The organism is Blastococcus sp. SYSU DS0541 (assembly GCF_054050875.1).
This window is the reverse complement of the sequence record NZ_JBJHAD010000017.1, coordinates 97,349-110,962: the sequence shown is the minus strand read 5'-3', so window position 1 is coordinate 110,962 and position 13,614 is coordinate 97,349. Positions and strand designations below refer to the sequence as shown.

Annotated in this window: 10 protein-coding genes; 8 read left to right on the top strand and 2 right to left on the bottom strand. The window is 72.5% G+C overall.

The features are described 5' to 3' along the window. Positions 1 to 109 precede the first annotated feature (109 nt). Positions 110 to 1,726, bottom strand: coding sequence for a long-chain fatty acid--CoA ligase (locus tag ACI794_RS17215; RefSeq protein WP_456600837.1), 1,617 nt, complete (start codon positions 1,724 to 1,726; stop codon positions 110 to 112). An 82-nt stretch (positions 1,727 to 1,808) separates the two neighbouring features. Continuing rightward, entirely contained in the window at positions 1,809 to 3,017 is a 1,209-nt protein-coding gene (locus ACI794_RS17210) for a cytochrome P450 (RefSeq protein WP_456616961.1), read from the bottom strand. A gap of 60 nt (positions 3,018 to 3,077) precedes the next feature. Here ACI794_RS17210 and ACI794_RS17205 point away from each other — a divergent pair, with 60 nt between their 5' ends. The 8 genes from ACI794_RS17205 (at position 3,078) to araA (ending at position 13,602) form a co-directional block, all read left to right on the top strand. After that, positions 3,078 to 4,010: a DUF5926 family protein gene (locus ACI794_RS17205; RefSeq protein WP_456600835.1), complete on the top strand. Its 933-nt coding sequence runs from the start codon at positions 3,078 to 3,080 to the stop codon at positions 4,008 to 4,010. Between the two features lie 431 nt (positions 4,011 to 4,441). Next, on the top strand, positions 4,442 to 5,587 hold the full coding sequence (gene chvE / locus ACI794_RS17200; protein WP_456616960.1) for a multiple monosaccharide ABC transporter substrate-binding protein: 1,146 nt from the start codon (positions 4,442 to 4,444) through the stop codon (positions 5,585 to 5,587). Positions 5,588 to 5,818: 231 nt separating this feature from the next. Continuing rightward, positions 5,819 to 7,357 carry a multiple monosaccharide ABC transporter ATP-binding protein gene (mmsA, locus tag ACI794_RS17195; RefSeq protein WP_456616959.1) on the top strand — a complete coding sequence of 513 codons (1,539 nt, stop codon included), beginning with the start codon at positions 5,819 to 5,821 and terminating at the stop codon, positions 7,355 to 7,357. Then, entirely contained in the window at positions 7,354 to 8,604 is a 1,251-nt protein-coding gene (gene mmsB / locus ACI794_RS17190; protein ID WP_456616958.1) for a multiple monosaccharide ABC transporter permease, read from the top strand. Before mmsA ends, mmsB begins: the two co-directional genes overlap by 4 nt. A gap of 50 nt (positions 8,605 to 8,654) precedes the next feature. After that, entirely contained in the window at positions 8,655 to 9,686 is a 1,032-nt protein-coding gene (locus ACI794_RS17185) for a LacI family DNA-binding transcriptional regulator (RefSeq protein ID WP_456600831.1), read from the top strand. Positions 9,687 to 9,728: 42 nt separating this feature from the next. Next, positions 9,729 to 11,402 (top strand): xylulokinase, encoded by a 1,674-nt coding sequence (locus ACI794_RS17180; protein ID WP_456600830.1) that lies wholly within the window; start codon positions 9,729 to 9,731, stop codon positions 11,400 to 11,402. Next, entirely contained in the window at positions 11,399 to 12,082 is a 684-nt protein-coding gene (locus ACI794_RS17175) for an L-ribulose-5-phosphate 4-epimerase (RefSeq protein ID WP_456600829.1), read from the top strand. The genes ACI794_RS17180 and ACI794_RS17175 overlap by 4 nt, the downstream gene beginning before the upstream one ends. An 11-nt stretch (positions 12,083 to 12,093) precedes the next feature. Beyond that, on the top strand, positions 12,094 to 13,602 hold the full coding sequence (gene araA / locus ACI794_RS17170) for an L-arabinose isomerase (RefSeq protein WP_456616957.1): 1,509 nt from the start codon (positions 12,094 to 12,096) through the stop codon (positions 13,600 to 13,602). Positions 13,603 to 13,614 lie beyond the last annotated feature (12 nt).

Here is a 13,614-nt window from a genome sequence, read left to right as displayed (position 1 = left end):
CAGCCCCCGCCCCCCCCCCAGCGCCCCCCCACGGGTCCGGGGCCGGTCGGCCGCGCGGCCCGCCGCGCCCCCCCCCCCCCCCCCCCCCCCCCCCCCCCCCCCCCGCGGCTCAGCTCTTGAGCTCGTACTCCGCGAAGCGGCTGCGCAGGTCCTTCTTGGAGAACTTGCCGACGCTGGTCTTGGGCACCTCGTCGATGAACTCGACGGCGTCGGGCATCCACCACTTGGCCACCAGCGGCCGGAGGTGGTCGAGGATCTCCTCCTCCGTGGACTCCTCGCCCTCCTTGAGGACCACGCAGGCGAGTGGGCGCTCGTCCCACTTCGGGTGCGGGATGCCGACGACCGCGGCCTCCTTCACCTTCGGGTGGCTCATGATCGCGTTCTCCAGGTCGACCGAGCTGATCCACTCGCCGCCGGACTTGATGAGGTCCTTCGTGCGGTCGGCGATGCGGATCGAGCCGTACTCGTCCATGGCCGCGACGTCGCCGGTCTTCATCCACCCGTCGGCGGTCGTGAGCTCCACCCCGGCGTCGGGGTTGTAGTACTCCTGCGCGCACCACGGCCCGCGCACCTGCAGCTCACCGGTGGCCTGGTCGTCCCACGGCTGCGGCTGGAGGGTGTCGGCGTCGACGATGCGGGCCTCGACCCCGAACAGGGGGACGCCGGCGCGGGCCCGGCGGTCGGCCTTGGTGGCGTCGTCGGCGTCCTGGAACCGGCGCGGCAGGATGCCCGACGACGCGACCGGCGACGTCTCCGTCATGCCCCAGGCCTGCAGGATCGGGATGCCCACCTGCTCGCGGTAGGCCTCGCTCAGCGCCTTCGGGACGGCCGAGCCGCCGCAGCCGATGTCGCGCAGCTTGTGGGGCTGGCCGGCCAGGTGGGGCAGCACGCCCTGCCAGATGGTCGGGACGCCGGCGGTGAAGGTGACGCCCTCGTCGACGATCAGCTTCGCCAGGTTCTCGGGCTGCATCATCGCGCCCGGCATGACCAGCGAGGCGCCGGCGGCGGGCGCCGCCTGCGCGATGCCCCACGCGTTGGCGTGGAACATCGGCACGACCGGCATCGCCACGTCGCGGACGCTCAGGCTGAAGGCGTTGGGCGCGATGGCGGCCATGGCGTGCAGCACCGTCGAGCGGTGCGAGTAGACGACGCCCTTCGGGTTGCCCGTGGTGCCCGACGTGTAGCACATCGAGGCGGCCCGCCACTCGTCCGTGACGGCGAACTCGACCGGCTGGGCGGCGGCCAGGAGGGTCTCGTAGTCCAGCACGCGCGGGTCGTCGGGGACCTCGTTGGCGCCGCCGTCGTCCATGACCACGACGTGCCTGACCGTCTTCATGGTGTCGATCAGCGGCCACAGCAGCGGCAGCACGGTGCGGTCGACGAAGACGACCTCGTCCTCGGCGTGGTTGGCGATGTAGGTCAGCTGCTCGGGGAAGAGCCGCACGTTGAGTGTGTGCAGCACCCGCCCGGTGCAGGGGGCGGCGAAGTAGAGCTCGAGGTGCCGTTGGCTGTTCCAGCCGAAGGTGCCGACCCGCCCCTCGGCGCTGATGCCGAGGGTGTCGAGGACGCCGCCCAGCTTGCGGGTCCGCTGGGCCCACTCCGCGTAGGTCGCCCGGGTCACCCCGCCGGGGTTGTTGGTGACGATCGTCCCGTCGCCGTAGTGCTGCTCGACGTGCCGGAAGATCGAGTCGATCGTGAGGGGGTAGTCCTGCATCAAGCCGCGCATGGCCGGATCCTGCCAGTGACCGCGCTCACGATCTAGCCGTGGCCTCTCGGTGATCAGGTGGGCCAGGACGGCGGGGAGCCGGTCAGCGACCGAGGACGACGGGCAGCGTCTCCAGGCCGCGGATCACGAACTCCGGGCGGCGCACCGGCTCGCCGCCGAGCTCCAGCACCGCCGTCCGGTCCAGGAGGGCGCCGAACGTGGCCTGCAGCTCTACCCGCGCGAGCGGCGCCCCGATGCAGAAGTGGATGCCCGCGCCGAAGGCGATGTGCGGGTTGTCGGTGCGCCGGACGTCGAGGGTCTCGGGCTCGGCGAAGACGGCGGGGTCGTGGTTGGCCGCGCCGAGCAGCGCGGCGATCTTCTGCCCCTCGCCCACGGTGACGCCGCCGATCTGCACGTCGGCGGTGGCGGTGCGCTCGAACAGCTGCAGCGGCGGGTCGAAGCGCATGAGCTCCTCCAGCGCGGCCGGGAGCAGGGTGCGGTCGGCGCGCAGGGCGGACAGCTGGTCGGGGTGGCGGAGCAGGGCCAGCATGCCGTTGCCGGTCACGTTGACCGTCGCCTCGTGGCCGGCGTTGAGCAGCAGGATGCAGGTGGTGACCAGCTCGTCCTCGGTGAGCTTGTCGCCGTCGGTGTCGCGGACCGACACCAGGTGGGAGAGCAGGTCCTCGCCGGGGGAGGTGCGCCGCTCCGCGGCGAGCCGGCGCAGGTACGTGACGAACTCGTCCGCCGCGCGCTCGGCCGCCTCCTCGACGGCTGCCGTGCGCCCGTACTCGTACATCTTCACGATCGCGTTCGACCACGGCCGCAGCAGCGGGCGGTCGGCCTCGGGGACGCCCAGCAGCTCGGCGATGACGGCGACGGGCAGCTGCTCGGCCATGCCGGTGAGGAGGTCGACCGGCTCGGACCCGGCCGAGCGCTCCACCAGGTCGTCGGCCAGCCGGCCGGCCAGCTCCTCGACCCAGGGCCGCAGCCGCTCCACGTGGCCCCGGGCGAACGCGCTGGTGATCAGCCGCCGCAGCCGGGTGTGGTCCGGCGGCTCCATCTCCAGGATCGCGTTGCGGTGGATGAGGTTGAAGCTGCCGAACCGCTCGGCCGGCTCCCTGTCCCGCCAGATGCGGCCCAGCCGCCGGTCGCGCAGCACGGCGTTGGACTCGGCGTGGGTGAGCGCCAGCCACAGCCCCAGCCCCTCGTGCCACTGCACGGGCGCCTGCGCCCGCGCCCGCGCGAACGCCGGGTACGGGTCGGCGACGAACGACGGGGCGCGGAGGTCGAGCGCATCGGCGGCCACGGTCATGCCGGGAAGCCTAGGAGCCTCGGGGCGGGGCCCCGCGCGCCGCCACCTACGCTGACCCGCATGGCTTCCCGCAAGCGCTCCACCGCCACCGCCCCCGTCGCCGAGGGCGGCGTCAACCCGAAGGCCCCCTGCGCCTGCGGGTCGGGCCGCCGCTACAAGCACTGCCACGGGTCGGGCTACGCCCCGCCGGTGACGCGGCCCTTCGAGGGTCTGCCCGGCGAGGCGGACTGGGTGGCGCTGCGGGAGCTGGTGCCGGCGGCGACGGCGACGCTGCGCTCGGCCGACGGCCGCGAGCTGACCCTGGCCAGCGTGCTGCCCGGGGGCGCCCCGGGCCTGGTCCGCGCCAACGGCCAGATCCTCGTCGGTGCCCAGCTGGCGACCTCGTCGGACGACGTCAGCCGCGACCTCGGCACCGCGATCGCCGCGGCGCTGGAGGCCCCGGCCGGTGCGCCGGTGGACCCGGGCCCCATCGGTGGCGCCGGGTCGGCGGGCCCGCGGCTGCAGGAGGTCCTGGACCTCACCGCGCCGCTCGAGGTGACCGTGCACGACACGTTCGACTTCTGGCTGGAGGGCACCGACCCGAGCCCTGCGGCGCGCGCGGGCCTGGCGCAGGCCAACGAGGCGATCCTGCCGACCGTGCGGCTCGAGGGGCTGGAGGCCGCCTACTGGGTGCGTCCGGGCAGCGAGCGGGCGCACCTGCGCTGGGTGCGGGCGGAGAAGGAGGAGCAGCTCCTCGACGCGCTGGCCCGGCTGTCGGCCGCCGAGCAGATCCTCCTCGGGGAGGGCACCCGGTACGCCGGCGCCTTCCGCGCCCACGGCCTCGTCGTCCCGGTGTGGGACCTGCCTGCCGACACCCCCGCCGAGGACTGGATCGCGCCGGCGCGCGAGTTCCAGGGCCGGCTGGAGAAGGCTCTCACCGAGACCGCGCCGCTGACCGCCGACGAGCGGCGTGCCCGCGCGGGGCTGTTGTCCCGCCAGATCACCCTGCGCTGACCCCCGTCCCCACCCCCCCCCGCACCGCCGGGGCGCGGGACCGGGCACCGCCCGCCGGCGACCGGTCAGGGCGCTGTGTGCGGAGGCTGCCGCGACGGCCACCGGTGCGCGCGCGCCGCCTCCCGGGCCGGGCCGCGGCGTGCTGCTGCCGGCGGTCGCGGCGCTCGCCGACGGGGGCGCCTCGGGGACGCACCGCACGGCGCGGCGGAGCTGACGTTCCCGGCGAGGAGGACGTCCCGAGCGACGCGCTGCACCGGCCGACGGGCTCTCCTCCGTTCGGACGGGTGACGCGGAGATGGCCGCGGCGTTACCTGACCGTGACGTCCGGGCCTCTTGACGACACCCGTTGTGAACGTTCACATTGGTGCTCCCGCAGGTGCGGGGTCTGAGCGCCGAGGCTCGGCGGCAGATGCTTCGACGAGGAGGCCAATGTGAGCAATCGGCTCGGCTTGACCGCACTGGGCGCCACTCTGGCGCTCACCCTGGCGGCGTGCGGCGGCGAGGGCGCCGGCGGGGGCTCGAGCGCCGGCGACGAGAACGCCAGCGCCGAGGACATGTTGGTCGGCGTCTCGATGCCGACCCAGACCTCCGAGCGCTGGATCGCCGACGGCGAGGCCGTCGAGTCGCAGCTGGAGGCCCTGGACTACCAGGTCGAACTGGCGTACGCGAACGACGACATCCCCACCCAGGCGCAGCAGATCGACCAGATGATCACCCAGGGCGCCGACTCGCTGATCATCGCCGCCATCGACGGGACCGCGCTCAGCAGCCAGCTCGACGCCGCGGCCGCCGCCGGCATCCCGGTCATCTCCTACGACCGGCTGATCCGCGACAGCGAGAACGTCGACTTCTACGTCAGCTTCGACAACTTCGAGGTCGGCGTCGCGCAGGCCAACGCCCTGCTGACCGGGCTCGGCATCCTCGACCGCGAGGGCGAGCAGACCGACGTCGCGGGTCCGTTCAACGTCGAGCTGTTCGCCGGCTCGCTGGACGACAACAACGCGACCTTCTTCTGGGAGGGCGCCATGTCGGTGCTGCAGCCCTACATCGACGACGGCACCCTGGTCGTGAAGTCGGGCCAGACCAGCATCGAGCAGGCCGCGATCCTGCGCTGGCAGCAGGAGACCGCCCAGCGGCGGATGGAGGACCTGCTGACCTCCGCCTACAACGACGGCTCGGTCGTCGACGGCGTCCTCTCGCCCTACGACGGCCTGTCCCGCGGCATCATCACCGCGCTGGCCAACGCCGGGTACGGCACCGACGCCAAGCCGATGCCGGTCATCACCGGTCAGGACGCCGAGATCGCCTCGGTCAAGCTGATCGCCGAGGGCACCCAGGGTTCGACGATCTTCAAGGACACCCGGCAGCTGGCCGAGCAGGCCGTCATCGCCGCCGAGGCGTTCCTCGAGGGTGAGGAGCCGGAGGCCAACGACACCACCACGTACGACAACGGCGTGAAGGTCGTCCCGTCCTACCTGCTGCCCGTCGAGACCGTGTTCGCCGACAACATCCAGCAGACCCTGATCGACACCGAGTACTACACCCAGGCAGAGGTCGACGCCGGCCAGGCCGACTGACCTGCCCTCCCGCTCCGGGCCCGGCGGCCTGCCGACGGCGCCGCCGGGCCCGGCTCGGGAACCTCAGCACCACCGCACCACCGCACGTCCGCACCGCCGCAGGTCCACTCAGCACGAGCGCCGCACCACCAGAGGGCGCGCCGGCCGGCTGCCCCACCGCGCCGGCCGGCGCCGGCCCCTGGACCCACACATCCGCAGCACGCGATGACACGGACGAGGACGACGGAGTCCATGGACGACAACATCCTGGAGATGCGCTCCATCACCAAGACCTTCCCCGGTGTGAAGGCGCTGGAGAACGTCAATCTGGCCGTGCGCCGCGGTGAGATCCACGCGATCTGCGGAGAGAACGGCGCCGGCAAGTCCACGCTGATGAAGGTCCTCTCCGGCGTCTACCCGGCCGGGGAGTACGACGGCGAGATCGTCTTCGACGGCACGCCGGTCTCCTTCTCGGGGATCCGCGACAGCGAGCACGCCGGGATCGCGATCATCCACCAGGAGCTCGCGCTCGTCCCCTACCTCTCGATCGCCGAGAACATCTTCCTGGGCAACGAGCGCCGCGGCCGCGGCGGGCTGATCGACTGGAACAGGGCCAACGCCGAGGCCGCCGAGCTGCTGCGCTCGGTAGGCCTGCGGGAGAACGCGACGACGCCGGTCGGCCAGCTGGGCGTCGGCAAGCAGCAGCTGGTCGAGATCGCCAAGGCGCTGTCCAAGGACGTCAAGCTGCTCATCCTCGACGAGCCGACGGCCGCGCTGAACGACAACGACTCCGCCCACCTGCTCGGCCTGCTGCGCGACCTCAGGGAGCGCGGGATCACCTCCATCATGATCTCGCACAAGCTCAACGAGATCACCGCGATCGCCGACCAGGTCACCGTGATCCGCGACGGGAAGACGGTGGAGACGCTCGACCTCGACGCCGGTGAGGTCACCCAGGACCGGATCATCCGCGGCATGGTCGGCCGCGACCTGGAGAGCTACTACCCCGACCGCGAGTCGCACCCCGGCGAGGAGGTCCTGCGCGTCGAGGACTGGTCGGTGAGGCACCCGGTCAACGACCGGCTGGTGGTCGACCAGGCGTCGATCTCCGTGCGGGCCGGCGAGGTCGTCGGGATCGCCGGTCTCATGGGCGCCGGGCGCACCGAGTTCGCGATGAGCATCTTCGGCCGCGCCTGGGGGCGGTACACCGGCGGCCGGCTCCTCCTGCACGGCAAGGAGATCAAGGCCCGCACCGTGGCCGAGGCGATCGACCACGGGATCGCCTACGCGACCGAGGACCGCAAGCACTACGGCCTCAACCTGATCCAGGACATCCGGCAGAACATCTCGGCCGCCGCCCTGGGCAAGCTGTCGCGCGCCGGCTGGGTGAACGACAACGAGGAGACCAAGGTCGCCGAGGACAGCCGGCGCAGCATGAACATCAAGGCGCCGAGCGTCTCCTCGATCGTCGGCAAGCTCTCGGGCGGCAACCAGCAGAAGGTCGTGCTGTCCAAGTGGCTCTACACCGACCCCGAGGTGCTGATCCTCGACGAGCCGACCCGCGGGATCGACGTCGGGGCGAAGTACGAGATCTACACGATCATCAACCGGCTGGTGGCGGACGGGAAGGCCGTCGTCGTCATCTCGTCGGAGCTGCCGGAGCTGCTCGGCATCTGTGACCGCATCTACACGCTGGCCGAAGGCCGGATCACCGGTGAGCTGCCGGTGGCCGAGGCGACCCAGGAGAACCTCATGGCGCTCATGACGAAGAACAAGGAGGCCGCGGCGTGACCAAGACCGTGCCCCAGGAGGAGTCGATCACCCCGGCTCCCGGCGCCGCCGCCCCCGGCACGCGGCCCGACGACGACAAGAACCTCTGGCACAAGCTGACCAGCAACATGCGGCAGAGCGGCATCTACGTCGCCTTCGTCGCGATCGTCCTGCTGTTCACGATCCTCACCGACGGGACGCTGCTGCGCCCGGGCAACATCACGAACATCATCCTGCAGTACTCCTACATCCTGGTGCTGGCCATCGGCATGGTCATCGTGATCATCGCCGGGCACATCGACCTCTCCGTGGGGTCGGTGGTCGCGCTCACCGGGGCGGTCTCCGCGGTACTGGTCATCCAGCAGGGCCTGCCCTGGTGGGTGGGCATCGTCGCCGCCCTGGGGGTCGGCATCCTCGTCGGGGCCTGGCACGGGTTCTGGGTGGCCTACGTCGGGATACCGGCCTTCATCGTCACCCTCGCCGGCATGCTGCTGTTCCGCGGCCTGACCCTGCAGGTGCTCGACAACGTCTCCCTGTCGCCCTTCCCGGACAGGTACACCGACGTGGCCACCGGGTTCCTCAACGGGCTGCTCGGCGGCTACGGCTACGACGCGTTCACGCTGCTCATCGGTGCGGTCGCGGTGGGCGGCTACGCGGTCAGCGCCTGGCGCACCCGGGCGGCCCGCGTGCGCTACGAGCAGCCGGTCGGGTCCCTCGGGGCGTTCATCGCCCGGATCGCCGTGGTCGGCGCCGTCGTCATGTACTTCGCCTGGCAGCTGGCCCACGCCCGCGGGCTGCCGATCGTGCTGATCATCCTGGCCGTGCTGGTCATCGCCTACGGGATCGTCACCAAGCGCACCGTCTTCGGCCGCCAGGTCTACGCCATCGGCGGCAACCTGGCCGCCGCGCAGCTCTCCGGCGTGAAGGTCAAGAAGGTCAACTTCTGGATCTTCGTCAACATGGGCTTCCTCGCCGGGGTCGCCGGGGTCATCTACTCCTCCCGGTCCAACGGCGCCCAGCCCGCCGCGGGCAACATGTTCGAGCTCGACGCGATCGCCGCGGCCTTCATCGGCGGTGCGGCGGTGACCGGTGGCGTCGGTACGGTCGTCGGCGCCATGGTCGGGGGCCTGATCATGGCGGTGATGAGCAACGGCATGCAGCTCATGGGCGTCGAGCAGCAGATCCAGTCCGTGGTCAAGGGGCTCGTGCTGCTGCTGGCCGTCGCCTTCGACGTCTACAACAAGCGCCGCGCCGGCGCCTCCCGCTGATCGGGCGCGTCGTCGACCCCGCCGCTCCGGGCGCGTAGGAGGGAGGCTCCATGGCTGCCGAGGTGACGGGGACCCGCGCCCCCGGCCTGGCCGACGTCGCGCAGCGAGCGGGCGTGTCCTACCAGACGGTGTCGCGGGTGATCAACGATCACCCGAGCGTCGCCCCGCTCACCCGGGAACGCGTGCGGCAGGCGATCCTCGAGCTCGGCTACCGGCCGAACCGTGCTGCCCGTGCCCTGGTCACCGGGTCGAGCCGCACCCTCGGGCTGGTCACCGTCAACATCGCCCAGTACGGGCCGGCGCAGACGATGATCGGCCTGGAGAAGGCGGCCCGGGCAGCCGGGTACGCGCTGTCGGTGACCATCCTCGACGAGGCCACCGCGGAGGCGATGCGGACGGCGGTCGACGACCTGGTCGCCCACGGGGTGGACGCCGTCGTCGCCCTGTCCACCTACGACGACGCGGCCGACGCGGTGAGCCGGCTGGCGCCGCCGGTCCCGCTCGTCGCCGTCCAGGTGGGTGGTGCCGACGACCGGCCCGCGGTGGCGATCGACCAGGTGGCGGGGGCCCGGACGGCGGTCCGGCACCTGCTCGACCTCGGGCACCGGACGGTGCACCACCTACCGGGGCCGGCCGACTCCCAGGAGGCCCGTGGCCGTACCGACGGCTGGCGCGCCGAGCTGCGCACCGCCGGCGTGCCGGTGCCCGAGGCGCTGCCGCGCGGCGACTGGACGCCGGCCTCCGGCTACGCGGCCGGCCAGGCGGTCGTGGCGCGGCGCCGGGACGGTGAACCGATCACGGCGGTGTTCTCCGCCAACGACCAGATGAGCCTCGGCCTGCTGGCGGCGCTGCACGACGCCGGTCTCTCGGTGCCCGGCGATCTGAGCGTCGTCGGGTTCGACGACCTGCCCGAGGCGCCGTACTTCGTCCCGCCCCTGACCACCGTCCGGCAGGACTTCGCCGAGCTGGGCCGGCGCGGGGTGGACCTGGTCCTGGGCCGGCTCCGGGGTGAGGAGCCGCACCCGGACCCGGTGCCGGCGAGTCTGGTGGTCCGGTCCAGCACCGGTCCGCCGGCACCGTGACAGGCTGATGTGAACGATCACAACGACGAGGCAGGAGGCCTGATGGGCGAGGTCGGTGCGGGCATGCACCCCGGTGAGGCGATCACCCTCGGTCGCACGGCCCTGGGGATCGAGCTCGGCTCGACCCGGATCAAGGCGGTGCTGATCGGTCCCGACCACGCTCCGCTCGCCGTGGGCAGCCACGACTGGGAGAACCAGCTCGTGGACCGGCTGTGGACGTACTCGCTGGAGGCCGTCTGGACGGGTGTGCAGCAGAGCGTCGCGGCCCTGGCCGAGGACCTTCGGCGCCGTCACGGGATCGAGCTGGGAGCGGTCGGCTCCCTCGGCGTGTCGGCGATGATGCACGGCTACCTCGCGTTCGACGCCGACGGCGAGCTGCTCACGCCCTTCCGCACCTGGCGCAACACGAACACGGGCCGCGCGGCCGAGCGGCTCAGCGCGGAGTTCGGCGTCAACATCCCGCACCGGTGGAGCGTCGCGCACCTGTACCAGGCGATCCTGGACGGTGAGGACCACATCGGCCGCCTGGATCACCTGACGACCCTGGCCGGCCACGTGCACGAGCAGCTCACCGGCGAGAAGGTCCTGGGCATCGGGGATGCCAGCGGCATGTTCCCGATCGACGGCGCCACCGGTTCGTACGACGCCACGATGCTGGCCCGGTTCGACCAGCTGGCCGCCGAGGCCGGGGTCGAGCTGAGCCTGGCCGACCTGCTACCCGCGATCGCGGTCGCCGGCCGGCCGGCCGGGACGCTCACCGAGAAGGGCGCGGCCCTGCTGGACCCGACCGGGCGGCTGCGCCCCGGGAGCCCGCTGTGCCCACCCGAAGGTGACGCGGGCACGGGGATGGTCGCCACCAACTCGGTCGCCCCGCGCACCGGCAACGTCTCCGCCGGGACGTCGATCTTCGCCATGGTCGTGCTCGAGCGCGCCCTCGCCCGGCCGCACCGCGAGCTGGACCTGGTCACCACGCCGGCCGGGGACCCGGTGGCGATGGTGCACTGCAACAACGGGGCCAGCGAGCTGGACGCCTGGGCCGGGCTGTTCACCGAGTTCGCCCGCGCGCTGGGTTCCGACGCCGGCCCGTCGGAGGTCTTCGCGACCCTCTTCACCGCCGCCCTGGGCGGGGCGAGCGACGGCGGCGGGATGCTCGCCTACAACTACCTCTCCGGGGAGCCGATCACCGGTCTCGAGGAGGGCCGGCCGCTGTTCCTGCGCTCCCCGGACAGCCGGTTGGACCTCGGAACCTTCATGCGGGCCCACCTGTACTCGTCCCTGGCGACGCTGAGGATCGGCATGGACGTCCTGCAGAAGACCGAGGGCGTGCGGCTGGACCGGATGTTCGCGCACGGTGGCCTGTTCAAGACCGAGGGCGTCGCACAACGCTTCCTGGCCGCTGCGATCGACACCCCGGTCTCCGTCGGCGACGTCGCCGGCGAGGGGGGCGCCTGGGGCATCGCCGTCCTGGCCGCCTTCGCCACCCGGGCTGAGCCCGGGCAGAGCCTGGCGGACTACCTGGACAGGACGGTCTTCACCGGCACGGGCCTGACCGTGGAGCCCGACCCCGCCGACGTCGAGGGGTTCGACGCGTTCATGCAGCGGTACGTCGCCGCGCTCCCGGTCGAGCGCGCAGCCGTGGAGCACGTAGGGGTCGGTACGCCGGGGACCGGCGGACCCGAGACGCCCTCCGCCGTCCCGACCGAGGAGTTGGCATGACCGCCACGCAGACCCGCACCGAGCGGGGCACCCACCGCGAGCTGCGCGAGCACGTCGCCGCCCTGCATGCCGAGCTCACCCGCTACGCGCTGGTGACCTGGACGGCGGGCAACGTGTCCGCCCGCGTCCCCGGCGAGGACCTGTTCGTGATCAAGGGCAGCGGAGTCTCCTACGACGAGCTGACGTGGGAGGGCATCACCGTCTGCGACCTGGACGGGGAGGTCGTCGACGGGGTCAAGGCGCCGTCCTCGGACACCGCCGCCCACGCCTACGTCTACCGCCACATGGCCGACGTCGGCGGGCAGGTGCACACGCACAGCCCGTACGCCGCGGCCTGGGCCGCTCGCGGGGAGGAGATCCCGTGCGTGCTGACGGCGATGGCCGACGAGTTCGGCGGGCCGATCCCGGTCGGCCCGTTCGCGCTCATCGGCGACGACTCGATCGGCCAGGGCGTCGTCGCCACGCTGCGGGGCTCCCGCTCGCCGGCCGTGCTCATGCAGAACCACGGCGTCTTCACCGTCGGCCGCGACGCCAAGGCCGCGGTCAAGGCCGCCGTCATGACCGAGGACGTCGCGCGCACGGTCCACCTCTCCCGCCAGCTCGGGGAGCCCATCCCGATCGCGCAGGCGGACATCGACTCGCTCTACGCCCGGTACCAGAACGTGTACGGACAACGCTGATGGAGGAACGTGTGACTGCCCCGTTCGACGACCGCGAGGTCTGGTTCCTGACCGGCAGCCAGGGGCTGTACGGCGACGAGACCCTCCAGCAGGTCGCGGAGCAGTCCCGACGTGTGGCCGCCGCCCTCGACGAGGCCGCCGAGGTGCCCGTCCGCGTGGTCTGGAAGCCGGTGCTGACCGACGCCGACGCCATCCGGCGCATCATGGGCGAGGCCAACGAGGACCCTGCGTGCCTCGGCGTCATCACCTGGATGCACACGTTCTCGCCCGCGAAGATGTGGATCGCCGGCGTCGACGCGCTGCGCAAACCCCTGCTGCACCTGCACACCCAGGCCGACGCCGCCCTCCCGTGGGCGACGATCGACATGGATTTCATGAACCTCAACCAGGCCGCCCACGGCGACCGGGAGCACGGGTTCGTCCTCACCCGGCTGCGCCAGCCGCGCGCGACGGTCGCCGGCCACGTCGGCAACCCGGCCGTGCGGGCACGGGTCGGTTCCTGGGCGCGGGCGGCCGTCGGCGCCGCCGCCGCGCGGGAGCTGAAGCTGGCGCGCTTCGGCGACAACATGCGCGACGTCGCGGTGACCGAGGGCGACAAGGTCGAGGCGCAGCTCCGGTTCGGGATGTCCGTGAACACCTGGGGCGTCAACGACCTGGTGGCCGTGGTGGACGCCGTGGCGGACGAGGACGTCGACTCGTTGGTGCAGGAGTACGGCGACCTGTACGAGATGGCGGCCGACGTCCGGCCCGGGGGCGCGCAGCACGACGCCGTCCGGTACCAGGCGCGGATCGAGGTGGCGCTGCGCCGCTTCCTCACCGAAGGCGGATTCGGCGCGTTCACGACCAACTTCGAGGACCTCGGCGGTCTGCGGCAGCTGCCCGGACTGGCCGTGCAGCGGCTCATGGCCGACGGCTACGGCTTCGGCGGCGAGGGCGACTGGAAGACCGCCGCGCTGCTGCGCGTGCTGAAGACGGCCGCGACCGGGCTCCCCGGTGGCACCTCGTTCATGGAGGACTACACCTACGACCTGGCCTCGGAGACGCCGAAGATCCTCGGCGCCCACATGCTCGAGGTCTGCCCGACCATCGCCGGCGGGCGGCCCTCGCTGGAGGTGCACCCGCTCTCGATCGGGGGTCGCGAGGACCCGGCCCGCCTGGTCTTCGACGCGGCGCCCGCTGAGGGCGTCGTGATCGGCTGGGCCGACCTCGGCGACCGCTTCCGCTGGGTGGCCAACGAGATCGACGTCGTGCCGCCGTCCGAGCCGCTGCCGAACCTGCCCGTTGCGCGGGCGGTGTGGGAGCCGCGGCCTGACTTCTCGACGTCCACCGAGGGCTGGCTGACCGCCGGGGGCCCGCACCACACGGTGCTGACCACGCAGCTCGGCGCCGACGAGCTCACCGACCTCGCCGAGATCTTCGCGACCGAGCTGGTGCTCATCGGCGCCGGCACCACCCGGCGCTCGCTGGCCAACGAGCTGCGCTGGAGCGCGGCCTACCACCGCCTCAACCAGCGACTGTGAACCCGGTCCGGC